Genomic DNA, 16,196 nt, shown 5'->3' with positions numbered 1-16,196 from the left:
CCTGCTGGCAGCACTGCTGTGCCTCGCCGGACTATCGTTTCACCCCGTAAGCATCGCGACTTAAACCATGCCCTCGCCCGACATCCAGCGTCGCATCGGCGAAGTCTGCGCGCGCCTCATGACGAAGGTGGTCGAGCGGGGCGACCCTCGCGCCTGCCAAGCGCTCGCGGACCGCATGGCCGCCTACCATGTGCCGGGCGTCAGCATTGCCGTTATCCATGAGGGTGCCATCGAATGGGCGAAGGGATTTGGGGTCGTCGAGGCAGGAGGCGATCCCGTCACGACCGAGACGCTCTTCCAGGCCGGAAGCATCAGCAAGCCCGTCGCCGCGATGGCTGCGCTTCATCTTGTCGAACAAGGCAAGCTCTCGCTCAATGCGGATGTCAATCAGGCACTGACTTCTTGGACAATTCCGCCGAGCGCGGCCGCACCGGGAGCCGTGGTCACGCTGCGCGAGCTGCTCAGTCACGCCGCCGGACTCACTGTGCACGGATTTCCGGGCTACGCCGCGGGTGCAGCCGTTCCCACGCTCGTCCAGATTCTCGATGGTGTGACGCCCGCCAACACTGCTCCCATCCGCCTCGAGGCCGTCCCCGGCAGCCGTTGGAAATACTCGGGCGGCGGCTACATGGTATGCAGCAATTGCTGCTCGACGTTTCGCAACAGCCCTTTCCCGAACTGCTGCGCGACACCGTGCTGGCGCCCATCGGCATGACCCACAGCACCTACGAACAACCGCTGCCGGTGGAGCTCCGCGTCCAGGCCGCAACACCCTACAAAGCAGACGGTGCGCCCATAGAAGGCGGCTTCCATACCTATCCGGAAATGGCCGCCGCCGGGCTGTGGACGACGCCGACCGATCTCGCGCGGTGCGCAATCGAGGTCCAGCGCTCGCTGCGCGGCGATGCCAACCACGTGCTCTCAGCCGATATGACCAGCCAAATGCTCGATGCGGGCATTGGCAAGCATGGCCTCGGTTTCGAGATCGGGGGCTCGCCCGAAAATCCCTTCTTCTGGCATGGCGGGATCGACGCAGGTTTCGAAGCCGTGCTCGCCGCCTATCAGCGCAGCGGCAACGGCGCGGTCGTGATGACCAATGCACAAGGCGGCCATCTCCTGGCCCACGAGATCTTGCGCGGTATCGCCTCGGTCTATGGCTGGCCGGATTTCCATCCGATCGTCCGGGCGAGCGTCAAGGTCGACCCCGCCATTCTCGCGACCTATGTCGGCGTCTATGAGATCACGCCCACATTTTCGATCGCCGTCACGCTGGAGGATGGGCAACTGACAGCGCAGGCGACCCATCAGCGCAAGCTGCCGCTCTTTGCCGAGTCTCAGACCATGTTCTCCGCGAAGATTGTCGACGCCCGGCTGGAATTCTTCGCAACCGACACAGGACAAATCTCCCATCTGGTTCTTCATCAGGACGGCAATGATATGCGGGGCGAGCGAAAGCGGTGACCAGCTCGCAGCGCGTCCTGCGAGCTGCAAGCGCAAATCAGCCGCGCCGGGCCGCCTTGATCGCGGCGACGTCGATCTTCTTCATTCCCATCATCGCGTCGAACGCGCGCTTTGCTTCGCCACCGCCGGCTGCGAGCGCCTCCATCAGCACCCGCGGGGTGATCTGCCAGGAAATGCCCCATTTGTCCTTGCACCAGCCGCACGCGTTTTCCTGCCCGCCATTGCCGACGATGGCATTCCAGTAGCGGTCTGTCTCCTCCTGATCGTCGGTCGCGATCTGGAACGAGAAGGCTTCGCTATGGCTAAACATGGGACCGCCATTGATGCCGAGACAAGGAATTCCGGCCACCGTGAATTCGACCGTCAGCACATCGCCCGCCTTGCCGGATGGATAGTCACCGGGCGCACGGCGGACGGCGCTCACTTTGCTGTCGGGGAACGTCTCGGCGTAAAAGCGGGCAGCAGTTTCGGCGTCCTTGTCGTACCAGAGGCAAATCGTGTTCTTTGCCATTCGCGAGTCCTTTCAGTTCCACCCCGATCAGGTTCATCCCCGCCTCGCCCTGATATCGTCGCAGCCAATGGCAATTTCTTGACCCGTCTCGCGTCAGCTTTCAGATTTCGGAACAGACTCGCGCGCGGCGCCCACCGCCTCCGCGATCCATGGCTTTGTCGAACAGCTACCGTCGGCCCATCAGGCTCTTTAGATTGCCAGCTCGAGGACCCGTGCATCGCCAACGTCGAATCCGCTGTGACACCTCCACCGCGCCTAAGCCACGCTCAACGCCTGCGTGAGATCAGCAATCAGGTCCGCGGGGTTTTCGATGCCGATCGAGAGGCGAATCGTGGAATCCAGAACACCGATCTTTTGGCGGATGTCCGCGGGAACGCCGGAATGGGTCATGGTCGCAGGCAGGCTGGCCAGCGACTCCGTTCCACCCAGGCTCACCGCCAGCTTGAGGATTTGCAGCGCGTTGAGGAATTTCACGGCCGCCGCCTTGCCGCCGACGATGTCGAAGGAGAATGTCGATCCCGCCCCTAAGCATTGCCGCGCGAACACGCGTCCGGCCGGCGACGTCTCCTCGTGGTGACCGAGATAGTGGACCTTCGCCACCTTGGGGTGGTCGCGCAGGAAGTCGGCCACGAGCCGCGCATTGCCGTCGGCCTTCTCCATGCGGATGCTCAGCGTCTCCAGGGAACGGCTGATCATCCAGCACGAGTGCGGATCGAGCTGCGTGCCGATGGCGCCGCGCAGCGCCTTGACGCCCTTGATGACGGCCTTGGCGCCGAGCGCGGCGCCGGCGATGAGGTCGGAATGACCGCCGACATATTTGGTCAGCGAGTACAGCGAAATATCCGCGCCGTGCTCGATCGGCCGCTGAAACACAGGGCCGAGCAGCGTGTTGTCGCACGCGATGATCGGCGTGTGGCCCTGGGCCTTGCCGATGGCGTCGGCAACGCGGCGGATCATCGCGATATCGACGAGGCCGTTGGTCGGATTGGCCGGGGTTTCGATGATGATCATCGCAACGCGGCCCCTTCGGATGGCCTCCTCGGAGGCTTGGCTGACCGCGCCTTCGTCGATGCCATCAGCAAAGCCGACGGCGCTGATCGAAAGGCGTGCGAGCGTGTTGGTCAGCAGGGTTTCCGTCCCGCCATAGAGTGGCTGGGAGTGCAGGATGACGTCGCCCGGGCGGACGAAGGCGAGGATCGTGGTCGCGATCGCCGCCATGCCGGATGAGAACAGCGCGCAGCTCTCGGTGCGCTCATAGACAGAGAGCCTGTCCTCGACGATCTCGCTGTTGGGATGATTGAACCGCGAATAGACGAGGCCTGCCCCCATCCCTTCCGGCGGCTCGCGCCGGCCGGAGACGAAATCGAAGAAGTCCTGCCCGTCCTCGGCCGTCCTGAACACGAAGGTCGAGGTCAAAAACACCGGCGGCTTGATGGCGCCTTCCGACAGTTGCGGATCATAGCCATAGGTCAGCATCAGGGTTTCCGGATGCAGCATATGGTTGCCGATGTGGGTCTTGGACGGGAACGGTTTTGCCATGGCCTGTCTCGCTGTCCTTGATTCGGATCCTCGCCGTGCGCTGGAACCCTGCAATCGAAAGCAGTCAGGAATTGGATGCGCCGGCATCCAACGACTCATCGTCAACGTCGCGGCGGCTGGTGTTCAGGATAGCGCATACTTCGCGCGCTGACAGCGACCCGTCAGACCCCTCGAAAGAATTTCCTTCGCGGGCGTTTGGCAGTGGGAGTGTCGCGGAAGTGTGCGACAACCCGTCATTGCGAGCGCAGCGAAGCAATCCAGAGCCTTACCGCGTAGAGAATCTGGGTCGCTTCGTCGCTCCGCTCCTCGCAATGACGAGCGTGGGAGTCTGCGTAGCCCGCATGAGCGAAGCGACATGCGGGGACACCTGCCCCGGATTTCGCTGCGCTCCATCCGGGCTACGAGCTCTATCGGCCCGCACGGGGCCGACAGGCTACTTCAACTTCACGCGATACGTCTCGTGGCAGTCGCTGCAGCGGTCGTTGATGCTGGTGTAGGCGGCCTTCAGGGTGGCGACGTTGTGGACCTTGCCCTTGGCGTCCGCGATCGCCTTCTGCACCGGCGGGATCTTGGAGTCGAAGTCGGCCTTGTTCTGCCAAACCTTTTGCGAGGCACCGTAGGTGGCGTTGACCACATCCTCCTTGGGATTGACTTCGAACGTCTTCGCGATCTTAGCGACGCTCTGTTCCAGGTCGGCGAGCGCCTGGTCGACCGCTTTCTGATTGTAGGGAATGTTGCCTTTCGACATCTTCTGGATGACGTCATACAGGCTCTTGGCCTGCGAGCGCATCAGATTGTCCTGCTGAACGGCAATCTCCTGCTGCGCCATCACGGCGCCGGCACCCAGCAACAAGGCGCCCACGACAATAATCGTCCGTTTCATCTGGTATTTCTCCGGGCTCGCAGGCGTTTCAAGAGAGGGCCATGCTCCGCATTGCGGGAGGCATGGCCCATCCCTGAATAGAACCCCGCCGCGGGCTTTTATTCCCGCGTGCGGAGATCACGCATTAGAGGCTGTGACGGCGATGGTGCTCGGTGATGGCGATCCACACCCGCTCCGGCGTTGCCGGCATGTCGATGTGGTCGATCTTGTATTCGCGCCAGAGGCCCTCGACGATGGCATTGACGACCGCGGGGCACGAGCCGATCGCGCCGGCCTCGCCCGCGCCCTTCACCCCCAGCGGATTGGTCTTGCAGGGAACGTTGTGGGTCTCGAACACGAAGGCCGGACCGTCGGCCGCGCGCGGCAGCGCGTAGTCCATATAGGTGCCGGTGACGAGCTGGCCGTCACCCGCGCCATAGACCACCTGCTCCATCAGCGCCTGGCCGATGCCCTGCATGGCACCGCCATGCACCTGGCCTGCGAGCAGGAGCGGATTGAGCGTCTTGCCGAAATCGTCGACGATCACGTAGTTGATGATCTTGATCACGCCGGTGGCCGGGTCGATCTCGACCTCCGCCAGATGCGTACCGTTCGGGTAGGTGCCGTCGGCGCTGGCAAAGGTCGCGCTGCCGTTCATCTTCGACGGGTCGGCGCCGGGGCGCTTGGCGAGATCGGCAAAGGAGATCGAGCGGTCGGTGCCGGCGATGCGGATTGCGCCGGCCGAAATCTCGAGGTCGCCGGCGCTTGCCTCCAGCGCCTGCGCCGCGATCTCCTTCAGCTTCTTGCCGAGCTCACCCGAGGCGCGCTCCACGCAGACGCCGCCCGTGGGTATAGAGGCGGAGCCGCCGGTGCCTAGGCCCGTCGCGATCTCGTCGGTGTCCCCCTGGCGGATATGCACGCGCTCCGGCGGCAGGCCGAACTGCTCGGCAACGATCTGGGCGTACGCCGTCTGGTGCCCCTGCCCGCTCGATTGCGTACCGATCAGGACGGTGACGTCGCCATTGGGGTCGAGCCGCACATTGGCGGTCTCTTCGCCCATCACGCCGCAGATCTCGACATAGCTCGCAAGGCCAATGCCGCGGACCAGGCCCTGCTTCTTGGCCGCCTTGGCGCGCTTGGGAAACTCTTTCCACTCCGCGATCTCCATCGCGCGCTTGAGATGCGCGGCGAAGTCGCCGGAGTCGTAGACCTTGCCGGTGGCCGTCTTGTAGGGCAGCGCCTTCGGCTGGATGAAGTTCTTGCGACGGATGGCGTCGGGCGTCATGTCGAGCTTGCGCGCGCAGGCATCGACGAGACGCTCGATGACATAGGCCGCCTCAGGCCGGCCTGCGCCGCGATAGGCGTCGACCGGCACGCTGTGGGTGAAGATGGTGCGCACGCGGCAGTGGAAGGCCTGGATGTCGTAGAGGCCCGGGAGCATGCCGGCGCCGCCATGCGGGATATAGGGCCCGAAGGTCGACAGATACGCGCCCATGTCGCCCATCAGGTCGCAATCCATCGCGAGAAACTTGCCGTCCTCGGCAAGCGCCATCTTCGCGGTGGTGACGTTGTCGCGGCCCTGCGCATCGCCCATGAAATGCTCGGAGCGGTCGGCCGCCCATTTCACTGCCTTCTTCAGCTTTCGCGCCGCGACCGCCATCAGTGCGTATTCGCGATAGGGAAACAGCTTCGTGCCGAAACCGCCGCCGACATCGGGGCAGATCACCCGCATCTTGTCGGTCGGGATATTGAGCACGTTCTGGCAGAGGATGTCGCGCAGGCGGTGGCTGCCCTGGCTGCCGACCGTCAGCGTCAGGTGGTCGCGCTTGGCGTCGTATTCGCAAACGGCTGCACGCGTCTCCATGAAGCTTGCGACCACGCGCGGATTGACGATGGAGATTTCGGCGACCGCATGCGCTTTCGCAAAGGCGGCTTCGGTTGCGGCCTTGTCGCCGATCGAGACGTCGAACAGCACGTTGCCGGGCTTGTCCGGCCAGACCTGCGGCGCGCCCTGCTTCACGGCGTTGACGACGCCGGTCACCGCCGGCAGCGGGCTCCATTTCACCTCGATCGCCTCGATCGCATCGCGGGCCTGGTCAATGGTCTCGGCCACCACGAAGGCGATGGAATCGCCGACATGGCGCACCTCGTCCTTGGCGAGGATCGGGTAAGGCGGCCCGGTGAACGGATCGGTCTCGAGATTGAACAGGCACGGCAGATTGCCGAGATCCCCGACGTCGTCGGCGGTCAGGATCAGCGCGACGCCGGGCAGCGCCCGGGCGCGGCTCACATCGATCGTGTACTTGGCATGCGCGTGCGGCGAGCGCAGCATCAGGCAGCGCAAGGCCGCGTGCGGCGCATAATCATCGGTGTAGCGGCCCTTGCCGCGGATCAGTACGTCATCCTCCTTGCGCAGCACGCTTTGGCCAACGCCGAACTTGATGGGAGCAGCCATTTTCTCTCCATGCCCTCATGGTTGTTTTGCCGCATATTGCAGCGGATCGGCGGACAGCGCAAACGGCTTTAGCCATGCAAGATGGCCGCAGAGCGGGAAAAGCGCTCCCCGCCCGCGCGGATGGCGGGGGCGAGACCGGGTCCCTTTCCAACTTGGCGAAACCGATCAGCGCAAAGCTTTCGGGAGCCGAATCGGACATACTTGTTCGCGAGGCGCATGTCCGCTTCTGACGGTTGATCCGTTACATCCGGCCCCATAGATACCTCGTGCTGTCTCTAAGCATATCGATAGCCCGTTCAGGTGTGAGGAAGTCGATCTCACTGCGGGTCAAGCCGATATCCATCAGCTCCCTGTCACTCAGGTCCTGCAAGGTGGCTCGCAAGCTCTGGCGCTGGCGCTGCTCCTGAAACTCACGCCAATATCGCTTGAGCAGGCTTAAGACGCTCCCTGTCGCTGCGGCCGCTCGTCCAGCAGCATCATTTTCCGACAAAGTGTCGTCCGGCACCGCAATGGACGCGTTGAGGCCGAGCGCTGCGGCATCGCGCTCGGTCCCGGATGTGATGTTCGTCTGTTGAGGTGGCATCGGATGCTCCTGCTGTTGTGCCGGCAGGGAGCGTGGCCAAACAAAAGGCCCCGTCCGATGCCGGCGGGGCCTGGTGAAAAAGATGTCGTCGTCGAATTCCTAGCGCGCGACTCCTTCCACGGCCCAGCCGAAGCGGGTCATGTGCTTGAAGTTGACGTTGCGCACTACTGTGTTCATGAGGCGCCAATACCACGGCGATCGGGCAAAATCAAGGGATGTGCGGAAGTAGGGCGCATCCTAGAGGCGAGCGCCCCGCTCCGCCGAATTGCCCCTACGCGATGGGCATTCCAATGCCACCGCCACCCCTGTGGGGACGCTCGAAGAAACCGAACGGCGCGGATGGGATCAAATCGACGCAGGCGCTCGAGCAACTATGGACTAGGAGGGGAACGTCATCCGTGCCAACCCGCTGAGTTGTCCAGAAAAGCTGCGGGGTTCTTTCACCGAATGGCTGATCGCAAACGCTGCAGGTCGTAGGGAGCAGAGCCTCAATCGGACCTGAAAGTCGCGGGAATGGCAGTCCCGTCTTCTTATTCCCGTAGAGCGCGCGAGTGCTCATCCTGCTTACGCTCAGGTTTGCGCATCGTGAGACTTCGTAAGGTAGCCAATGCAGCGAATAAGACGTGTAGATGTCCAATTCTCGGAGCGACGTCATCCGTCCGATCTCCGGGGGAAGTCTTCGCAGATGGCTACCATAAAGGCGTATTCCCACTACATTGGTTAGAGACGCCACTTGAGGCGGGAGCGTGATGACACGCATCCAGTCTTCCCAAGGGATTTGCGCCGATGGCTCCAGGATTGAAGCGGCCGTTCGTGCAAGCTGCTCGATCAAATTCGTGACCTGCCCCCAGCCCGCTACGCTCCGGTCTTGTGCCTCTGCATGAATGTTCGGAACAAAGGGCACGCCCTTCTTTGACCTCACCGCCAAGCAAGCGCAGTGGTCGCGTCGCGTCATACGTCCGATCGCGGCGTCTGTGGCAGGATCAATCGAGAACAGGCGCGAAGGTACGTCTGTGTCGTTGGACATGCTTCTATCCTAACGGCCGGTAGAGCGGACGGGACGAACTTATTGATACACGCCTAGCCGCGCACCAGCGAGACTAGCCAGCGGCGGCCAAACAGCACAAGGATCGCGAGCGCGTAGACGATCGTGCCACCGACGGCCAGCAGGACCAGCGTCAATTCATCGTGGAAGTGCATCGAGGCAAGATAAGCACCGCCGAAGCGCGCGATCAGCCAGAAGGCGGCGGCCAGGATGATGCCGGTCACGAGGAATTTGACGAGCGACAACAGCCAGGCGCGGTCAAGCACGAGAAAGCCTCGTCGCACCGCGAAAAAGAGCACCAGCAGCAGATTGGTCCAGACACCAACGGCGGTTGCCAGCGCCAGGCCGATCTGGGCGAGCGATCCCATCAAGGCAACCTTCAGGGCGACGTTGACCGCGATACCGGTCAGCGAGGCGCGGACCGGCGTCGCCGTATCCTTGCGCGCGTAGAAGGTCGCGACCGCGCTGCGGATCAGCACGAAGGGGATCAGGCCGATGGCATAGGCCGCGAGCGTGGCACCCGCGGCGGCGGCATCGGCCTTCGAGAACGCGCCGCGGGCGAACAGCGCACGCATGATCGCCTCGGGCACGGTGATGAAGGCCGCGACGAAGGGCACCGAGAACAGCAGCGTGAAGTCGAACGCGCGGCGCTGCGCCTTCATCGCGCCGTCGTGGTCGTTGGCCGTGATCCGCCGTGACATCTCCGGCAGCAGCACGGTGCCGATGGCGATGCCGATGACGCCGATCGGGAGCTGGTTGAGACGGTCGGCATAGTAGAGCGCCGACAGCGCGCCTGCGGGCAGGAAGGTCGCGATGATGGTGTCGGCAAACAGCGCGACCTGCGTGCCCATCGAGCCCAGCGTCGCAGGTCCAAGCGCCCTGAAGAAGCCGCGGACATCTTCGTCGAGCCTCAGCGGCGCAAAGCGCGGCAAGCCGCCATGACGCGCGAGATCACCGGCGAGCAGGAAATACTGGAGGAAACCCGAGATCAGGACGCCCCAGGCGGCGGCGTGCCCCGCGCTGGGAAACCAGGCGGCCAGTGCCAGCGTCATCATCATCGAGACGTTGAGGAAGATCGACGCGGCCGCGGCGCTTGCAAAGCGCTGCATCACGTTGAGCATGCCGCCGTAGAGCGTCACCAGCGTGATTAGCAGGAGATAAGGAAAAGTGATCCGGGTCAGTTCGATCGCGAGCTTGCGCTGCTCGGCGTCCTCGGAAAAGCCGGGCGCCAGAATGCTCATGGCCTGCGGCATGAACAGCAAGGCGACGACCAGGAGCACGAGCTGGGAGGCAAGCAGCAGCGTGAAGATGCGGTCGGCGAACAGCTTTGCCGACGCCTCGCCTTTCTCGCCATGGACATGGGCATAGGCCGGCACCCAGGCGGCGTTGAAGGCGCCTTCGGCAAAGATCGCGCGGAAGTGATTGGGCAGCCGCAGCGCCACGAAGAAGGCGTCGGCAACGGGGCCGGCACCCAGGATCGCCGCGAGCATGATGTCGCGGGCAAACCCCGTCAGCCGCGAGAGCAGCGTATAGCCGCCAACTGTGAAGATGCGTCCAAGCATGCGCCTGTTCTAGAGACTAATCGGTCAATCGATAAGGGCTCTACAGCATGGCGGGATTAGGTCTAGGTGAAACCGCAACGAAGGTTCGCCCCCTACCCCGCTTGCGGGGGAGGGTTGGGGAGAGGGTGTCTCCACAATCGAGAACCCCCAAGAGGACAGANCCCTCACCCGCGCCTTCGGCGCGACCTCTCCCGCAAGCGGGAGAGGTAAAAACGACGAAATCAGGTTGAAATCGCGCCGCGCACGGCCGCGATGATTCGCTCCTGGGCCGCCTCGTCGAGATAAGCGTGCATCGGCAGGCTGATGACGTCCTCCGACAGGCTTTCGCAGACCGGCAGGCCGCCGTCGGCGACCGGATAGTGCCTGTAGGCGGTCTGCTGGTGCATCGACTTCGCATAGTAGATCGCGGTCGGCACGCCCTGGGCCTTCAGTGCGGCGGCAAAGCCGTCGCGGTCCGTTCCCTTGGGCAGGCGGATGGTGTACTGCGCCCAGACCGAGGTGCAGCCGGGCGCGAGCCGCGGCACGGTGACCACATTGCTGAGCCCGCGCGCGTAGCGCTCGGCCACCTTGTTGCGCGCCGCGATCTCGTCGTCGAAAATCTTCAGCTTCTCGATCAGGATGGCGGCCTGCATGGTGTCGAGCCGTCCGGTCAGGCCGAGACGCACGTTGTCGTATTTGTCCGCGCCCTGGCCGTGGACGCGAATGCTGCGCAGCGTATGCGCTAGCTCGTCATCGTCGGTGAAGATCGCGCCGCCGTCGCCGAAGCAGCCGAGCGGCTTTGCCGGGAAGAAGCTGGTCGTGGTCGCCAGCGCCAGCGTGCCGAGCTTGCGTCCCTTGTAGCTCGCGCCGAAACCTTGCGCGGCGTCGTCGAGCACGAACAGGCCTTCGTCCTTCGCGATCGCGGCGATGGCGTCGTGATCGGCAGCCTGTCCGAACAGGTCGACCGGAATGACCGCTACAGGCCTCAAGCCGGCCTTCCGGGCGGTCGCAATGCCGCGCTTCAGGGATTCGGCGCTCATGTTGAAGGTCGCCTCATCCACATCGACGTAGACCGGCGTAGCGCCGGTGCGCGCCGCCGGCGAAGCGGTTGCAATGAAGGTGAACGACGGACACAGCACCGCATCGCCGGGCCCGATGTTCTTCGCCATCAGCACCATCAGCAGCGCATCGGTGCCGCTGGCGCAGCCCACCACATGCTTGGCGCCGCAATAGGCCGCGAGCTGCTTCTCGAGCTCGGTCACCTCGGGGCCGTTGACGAACTGGCAATGGTCGAGAACGCGCGTGACCGCGGCATCGAGCGAAGCGCCGAGCCGGCGGCGCTGCGCGCCGACATCGATGAAGGGGATGGGATCGGAACGCAGATGCTGGTTCATGGCGCCTTGCAGAATGTCTTGCAGGTTTTTAGCGGTCGGCATGGAATGAGGATCAGCCGGCGACGCGGCGCGGCGCCTTGCGGGTCGCGGATGCCGCAGCAGGATGGCTCGGCGCCTCCAGGCAGCGCGTGGCGATCTCGAGGCTCGCAACGCCCTCATCGCCGGTCACCGCCGGCGTCTCGCCGTGGCGCACCGCGTTGAGGAACGAGATCAGTTCGGCGCGCAGCGGTTCGTCATGACCGACCGGCAGATGCCGCATCGAATAGCTGCCGTCCGGCTTGAAGCCGAAGCATTCGGTGACCTGGCGCGTCAAGAGATCGCCCATGACGTACTTGCCACGGGTCGCGACCGTGACGCTGCGCGCCTTGAACGGCGTCAGCCAGTTGGTGTTGATGTGGGCGAGCACGCCGGAGGCAGTGCGGAACTGCAACAGCGCGATGTCCTCGCGCTCGGCGACCGCACTCGACAATTGCGGCTGCACCTCGACGATATCGGACTCGGTGAACCAGCGGATCAGGTCGATGTCATGCACCGCGAGGTCGATGACCACGCCGACATTCGACATACGCGGCGGGAACGGACCGACGCGCGTGATCGCGATCGACAGGATGTCCTCGCCCGCGATCGCCTGCTTGACCGCAGCGACCGCCGGATTGAAGCGCTCGACATGGCCGACCATCAGCGTCACGCCGGCCTCGCGCGCAGCAGTGACGATCTCGCGCCCCTCCTCCACTGAAGATGCGATCGGCTTCTCGACCAGCACGTGAATTTTCCTGGCGATGCAGGCGAGCGAGATCTCGTGATGCAGATGGGTCGGCGCCGCGACGGTCACCGCATCGACACCTTCGGCGACGAGCTGATCGAGCGTCTCGAAGCACTGGCAATTGGCAAGCTCGGTCGCACGCGCGCGGTGCGCCGGCGAGGGATCGACCACACCGACCAGGCTGACGCCGGGAAGCCCTGCGAGCACGCGCGCGTGGTTGCTGCCCATCACGCCTGCGCCGATGACGCCGACGCGCAAGCCGGCCTTTGCCGGTGCAGATCCTTTGGAACTCATCTGATCGAACCCCGATTCAACCCAAATCCCCGGCGCCACTCCTAGCACGGGCGCCACATTTGTGGCGAATGCCGAGACAGTAGACCGGACACGATTTGATTCAAAAAATTACACGTTCCCCGGGCCTTAGCTCAGTTGGAGGCCGGCCCTCGAGCCCGGGTGACGTGATTCGGAGGGCTGGTTACGACCTTTGATAGTCGTCTTCAATCCGGATGATATCGTCTTCCCCGAGATAGCTGCCGGTCTGGACCTCGATCAGTTCCAGCATGATTTTACCGGGGTTCTCCATCCGGTGCACCGCGCCCATCGGGATGTAGATCGACTCATTCTCGTGCACCGTCTTGACGGTCTCGTTCACGGTGACCCGCGCCGCGCCGCGGACCACGATCCAGTGCTCGGCGCGATGATGATGCTTCTGCAGCGACAACCGTCCGCCCGGCTTCACCACAATGCGCTTGACCTGGTGACGTTCGCCGTTGTCGACCGACTGATAGCTGCCCCAGGGGCGATGCACCTTGAGGTGCTCCTCGGTGACCTTCGGGGCCACCGTCTTCAGCCTCGTCACGAGGCGCTTGAGGCCATTGGCATCCTTCTGGCGCGAGACCAACACGGCGTCGGCGGTCGCCACCACGACGAGATCGTCGACGCCTTCGAGCGCAACCAGCGCAGAATCGGTCGTGACGTTGCAATTGCGCGAGTCCTCGAACACGGCAGTGCCGTGCGCGGCATTGCCCTGCGCGTCCTTCTCCGAGAGCTCCCACACCGCAAGCCAGGAGCCGACATCGGACCAGCCGCACGACACGGGAACGACCGCGGCGCGCGCGGTCTTTTCCATCACCGCATAGTCGATCGAGATCGCCTTGGCTGAAGCGAACGCCTTCGGCTCGAGCGTGACGAAGCCGAGATCGCGGCCGGCGTTACTGACGGCCTCGGAAACCGCCTGCACGCTCGTCGCATCGACCTTGCGATATTCGTCGAGCAGCACGGTAGCCGGGAACATGAAGTTGCCGCTGTTCCAGAGATAGCCCGAATTGACGTAGTCGGCCGCCTTCACCGCGTCCGGCTTCTCGACGAATTTCGTGACCACGCGCACCTCGCCCGCGACCGCGTCGCCGGGGTTGATGTAGCCATATTCGGTCGCCGGCCGTTCCGGCTTGACGCCGAAGGTGACGATGCACCCTTCGCCCGCGGCAACCAGGCCCTGCCGGCACGCCGCGACGAAGGCCGCATTGTCGCGCACCACGTGATCGGCGGCGAGCGCCAGCACGATCGCCTCGTTGTCGCGGCTTTGCGCGAACGCAGCGCCGGCCGCAATCGCCGGGCCTGAGTCACGCCGCATCGGCTCCAGCAACACATCGGCCTCGACGCCGATCTCGACGAGCTGCTCCAGTACCATGAAGCGATAGGCCGCATTGGTGATGACGATCGGACGATCGAACAGCGCGCCGTCGGAGACGCGCAAGAGCGTGTCCTGGAACGTCGAGCGCTTGCCGAACAGCGGCAAGAACTGCTTGGGACGTACCTCGCGCGAAGCAGGCCACAACCGCGTGCCGGCGCCGCCGCACATGATCAGGGGGATAATGCGTCTGTTCATCGTCATCTCAAACCTTGTAGTAGTCGCGATACCAGCCCACGAAGTTACGGACACCGATCTCGATCGGAGTTGATGGTGCGAACCCGGTGTCGCGCGTCAGATCCCCGACATCGGCGAAAGTCGCCGGCACGTCTCCCGGCTGCATCGGCAACAGCTCCTTGACCGCCGTCCGGCCCAGCTCACGTTCCAGAAGTCCGACAACGTGCATCAGCTCTTCGGGATGGTGGTTACCGACATTGTAGAGCCGAGACGGCGCATTTGCGGCGGCCGGATTATCCACAGGCACCCGATCAATCAGCGTGGATACTACACGGGTGACGTCGTCAACATAGGTGAAGTCGCGCCGCATCTTGCCATGGTTAAAGAGCCGAATCGGCCTGCCCTCCATGATGGCGTTTGCGAACAGAAATATGGCCATGTCGGGCCGTCCCCACGGGCCGTAAATGGTGAAGAAGCGCAAGCCCGTGACCGGCAGGCGGTACAAATGGCTGTAGGACTGCGCCATCACCTCATTGGCCTTCTTGGTCGCGGCGTAGAAGCTGACGGGATGGTCCGTTCTGTCCTCGATGGCAAATGGCAGTTTTGTGTTGGCGCCGTAAACGGAGGATGACGATGCATAGACGAGATGACGACAGCCATTGTGCCGGCAACCCTCGAGCACGTTGAGGAAGCCCTGAAGGTTGGAATCGACGTAAGTCTGCGGATGCTCGATTGAGTAGCGCACGCCGGCCTGGGCTGCGAGATGCACGACGGTCGCGAACCGGTGCTGCGCAAACAGTTTCGCGATCGTGTCGCGATCGGCGAGATCGGCTTGGACAAAGGAAAAGCCGGCGTCCCGCAACACGTCCAGCCGCGCCCGCTTCAAGGCCGGATCGTAATAGTTGCTGAGATTATCGAGCCCGACGACCGGCCGGCCTTCGGCCAGAAGCTGCCGGGCGACGTGAAAGCCGATGAAGCCGGCCGCGCCCGTGACCAAAATTGACTGATCTGCCATCATGTTCCCAAATCGTCCGCTGCCCCCTCTTTAGCCGCCGCGTCGAGGGGGCGGCAATAGCTACCGCCCCCCTCACGACAGCTATTGCAAGATCGGCGCCAAGACCATACCACAGCGGCCAAATTCGGCGCAGGGCGTCGGGTTACGCCAAGTCTGAAGAAACCCCCTGTTCAAACGCGGGCGAGATGCGCCGAATCCTGCTTTCTGCGGCCAAGATCATCGTTTCCGGGGCGCTGCTCTATCTGGCGCTGCGCAAGGTGAATCCGTCCGATCTGTTCTCGCGTTTCACCGTGAGCAGCCTGTACTGGATCGCCCTCGCGATCGCGGTGACGTTCCTCCAGATCTTCGTCGGCGTGCTGCGCTGGCGCGAGATCAGCGCGGAGTGCGGCGCGCCGCTCGAACTCGAGCGCGCCATGCGCTACAATGTGATCGGAACCTTCTTCAACCAGACCCTGCCCTCGGCGATCGGCGGCGATGCCGTCCGTCTCTGGCTCGTCGCGCGCGCCGGCGCCGGCTGGCGCGCGGCGACCTATTCAATCTTTGTCGATCGCGCAATCGGACTGATCGCGCTCGCGATCGTCATCGTCGCCAGCCTGCCCTGGAGCTATCGCCTCATCAACGATGCGCAGGGACGCTCCGCGCTGTTACTCCTGGACTTTGCGGCGCTCGCGGCCGGCCTCGGCTTCCTGCTGCTCGGGGCCCTGAACTGGCCATGGCTGAAGCGCTGGTGGGCCACCCACCACATTCATGCCTGCGCGGTGATCGCCAACCGCGCCATCTTCAACCGTTCGCGCGGGCCGATCGTCGCGGTCCTGTCGCTTCTCGTTCACGTGCTGGCGGTCGTGATCGCCTGGTGCGTCGTGCAATCGATCGCAGCGCCCGTCAGTTTCGGCGAGACCTTCCTGCTCATTCCGCCGGTGATGCTGATCACGATGGTGCCGATTTCGATTGCCGGCTGGGGCGTGCGCGAAGCGACCATGGGCCTCGCCTTCGGCTTTGCGGGCCTTGCCGCCAATGAGGGCGTCAACGTCTCGCTGCTGTATGGTGCCGTGTCGTTCATCGTCGGCGCATTCGGCGGACTGGTCTGGATCTTCAGCGCGGAGAAGGCTCAGCAGGGATCGGCCCCGATAGGGGTGCCGGAGTGAGCACCTTCGTTTCCG

The 16,196-nt window shown here is 63.8% G+C and carries 13 protein-coding genes; 3 read left to right on the top strand and 10 right to left on the bottom strand.

What is annotated here, in order from left to right; all coding sequences use genetic code 11:
* Nucleotides 1-67: 67 nt before the first annotated feature.
* Nucleotides 68-715, top strand: a complete 648-nt coding sequence (locus tag YUU_RS55730) for a serine hydrolase (RefSeq protein WP_051390324.1) — start codon at nt 68-70, stop codon at nt 713-715.
* Entirely contained in the window at nt 634-1,461 is an 828-nt protein-coding gene (locus YUU_RS55725) for a serine hydrolase (protein WP_084802058.1), read from the top strand. The genes YUU_RS55730 and YUU_RS55725 overlap by 82 nt, the downstream gene beginning before the upstream one ends.
* A gap of 37 nt (nt 1,462-1,498) precedes the next feature.
* On the opposite strand, the gene YUU_RS0148615 is transcribed toward YUU_RS55725, so the two are convergent.
* The 10 genes from YUU_RS0148615 to YUU_RS0148565 form a co-directional block, all read right to left on the bottom strand.
* Nucleotides 1,499-1,972 carry a VOC family protein gene (locus YUU_RS0148615; RefSeq protein WP_027528607.1) on the bottom strand — a complete coding sequence of 158 codons (474 nt, stop codon included), beginning with the start codon at nt 1,970-1,972 and terminating at the stop codon, nt 1,499-1,501.
* 255 nt (nt 1,973-2,227) lie between these two features.
* Entirely contained in the window at nt 2,228-3,511 is a 1,284-nt protein-coding gene (locus YUU_RS0148610) for a cystathionine gamma-synthase family protein (protein WP_027528606.1), read from the bottom strand.
* Nucleotides 3,512-3,944: 433 nt separating this feature from the next.
* Entirely contained in the window at nt 3,945-4,394 is a 450-nt protein-coding gene (locus tag YUU_RS0148605) for a cytochrome c (RefSeq protein ID WP_027528605.1), read from the bottom strand.
* 124 nt (nt 4,395-4,518) lie between these two features.
* On the bottom strand, nt 4,519-6,828 hold the full coding sequence (locus YUU_RS0148600; RefSeq protein WP_027528604.1) for a xanthine dehydrogenase family protein molybdopterin-binding subunit: 2,310 nt from the start codon (nt 6,826-6,828) through the stop codon (nt 4,519-4,521).
* Between the two features lie 241 nt (nt 6,829-7,069).
* Nucleotides 7,070-7,411, bottom strand: coding sequence for a DUF1127 domain-containing protein (locus tag YUU_RS0148590; protein ID WP_035665419.1), 342 nt, complete (start codon nt 7,409-7,411; stop codon nt 7,070-7,072).
* Nucleotides 7,412-8,491: 1,080 nt separating this feature from the next.
* Entirely contained in the window at nt 8,492-10,018 is a 1,527-nt protein-coding gene (gene murJ, locus YUU_RS0148585; RefSeq protein ID WP_027528601.1) for a murein biosynthesis integral membrane protein MurJ, read from the bottom strand.
* A gap of 221 nt (nt 10,019-10,239) precedes the next feature.
* Nucleotides 10,240-11,391 (bottom strand): DegT/DnrJ/EryC1/StrS aminotransferase family protein, encoded by a 1,152-nt coding sequence (locus tag YUU_RS0148580; RefSeq protein ID WP_027528600.1) that lies wholly within the window; start codon nt 11,389-11,391, stop codon nt 10,240-10,242.
* A 52-nt stretch (nt 11,392-11,443) separates the two neighbouring features.
* On the bottom strand, nt 11,444-12,448 hold the full coding sequence (locus YUU_RS0148575; RefSeq protein WP_027528599.1) for a Gfo/Idh/MocA family protein: 1,005 nt from the start codon (nt 12,446-12,448) through the stop codon (nt 11,444-11,446).
* A gap of 181 nt (nt 12,449-12,629) precedes the next feature.
* On the bottom strand, nt 12,630-14,042 hold the full coding sequence (locus tag YUU_RS0148570) for a mannose-1-phosphate guanylyltransferase/mannose-6-phosphate isomerase (RefSeq protein WP_027528598.1): 1,413 nt from the start codon (nt 14,040-14,042) through the stop codon (nt 12,630-12,632).
* Between the two features lie 7 nt (nt 14,043-14,049).
* Nucleotides 14,050-15,036, bottom strand: a complete 987-nt coding sequence (locus tag YUU_RS0148565) for an NAD-dependent epimerase (protein WP_027528597.1) — start codon at nt 15,034-15,036, stop codon at nt 14,050-14,052.
* Nucleotides 15,037-15,221: 185 nt separating this feature from the next.
* Here YUU_RS0148565 and YUU_RS0148560 point away from each other — a divergent pair, with 185 nt between their 5' ends.
* Entirely contained in the window at nt 15,222-16,181 is a 960-nt protein-coding gene (locus YUU_RS0148560; RefSeq protein ID WP_027528596.1) for a lysylphosphatidylglycerol synthase transmembrane domain-containing protein, read from the top strand.
* Nucleotides 16,182-16,196 lie beyond the last annotated feature (15 nt).

Origin of the sequence: Bradyrhizobium sp. Ec3.3, assembly GCF_000472925.1 — a bacterium.
Lineage (GTDB): Bacteria > Pseudomonadota > Alphaproteobacteria > Rhizobiales > Xanthobacteraceae > Bradyrhizobium.
The sequence above is the reverse complement of the archived record's forward strand: the minus strand, read 5'-3'. Positions and strand labels throughout refer to the sequence as shown.

Excerpts from the sequence above, each read along its gene's own strand:
- YUU_RS55730 (WP_051390324.1), top strand. The coding sequence starts at position 68 with ATGCCCTCGCCCGACATCCAGCGTCGCATCGGCGAAGTCTGCGCGCGC.
- YUU_RS55725 (WP_084802058.1), top strand. The coding sequence starts at position 634 with ATGCAGCAATTGCTGCTCGACGTTTCGCAACAGCCCTTTCCCGAACTG.
- YUU_RS0148615 (WP_027528607.1), bottom strand. The coding sequence starts at position 1,972 with ATGGCAAAGAACACGATTTGCCTCTGGTACGACAAGGACGCCGAAACT.
- YUU_RS0148610 (WP_027528606.1), bottom strand. The coding sequence starts at position 3,511 with ATGGCAAAACCGTTCCCGTCCAAGACCCACATCGGCAACCATATGCTG.
- YUU_RS0148605 (WP_027528605.1), bottom strand. The coding sequence starts at position 4,394 with ATGAAACGGACGATTATTGTCGTGGGCGCCTTGTTGCTGGGTGCCGGC.
- YUU_RS0148600 (WP_027528604.1), bottom strand. The coding sequence starts at position 6,828 with ATGGCTGCTCCCATCAAGTTCGGCGTTGGCCAAAGCGTGCTGCGCAAG.
- YUU_RS0148590 (WP_035665419.1), bottom strand. The coding sequence starts at position 7,411 with ATGCCACCTCAACAGACGAACATCACATCCGGGACCGAGCGCGATGCC.
- murJ (WP_027528601.1), bottom strand. The coding sequence starts at position 10,018 with ATGCTTGGACGCATCTTCACAGTTGGCGGCTATACGCTGCTCTCGCGG.
- YUU_RS0148580 (WP_027528600.1), bottom strand. The coding sequence starts at position 11,391 with ATGAACCAGCATCTGCGTTCCGATCCCATCCCCTTCATCGATGTCGGC.
- YUU_RS0148575 (WP_027528599.1), bottom strand. The coding sequence starts at position 12,448 with ATGAGTTCCAAAGGATCTGCACCGGCAAAGGCCGGCTTGCGCGTCGGC.
- YUU_RS0148570 (WP_027528598.1), bottom strand. The coding sequence starts at position 14,042 with ATGAACAGACGCATTATCCCCCTGATCATGTGCGGCGGCGCCGGCACG.
- YUU_RS0148565 (WP_027528597.1), bottom strand. The coding sequence starts at position 15,036 with ATGGCAGATCAGTCAATTTTGGTCACGGGCGCGGCCGGCTTCATCGGC.
- YUU_RS0148560 (WP_027528596.1), top strand. The coding sequence starts at position 15,222 with ATGCGCCGAATCCTGCTTTCTGCGGCCAAGATCATCGTTTCCGGGGCG.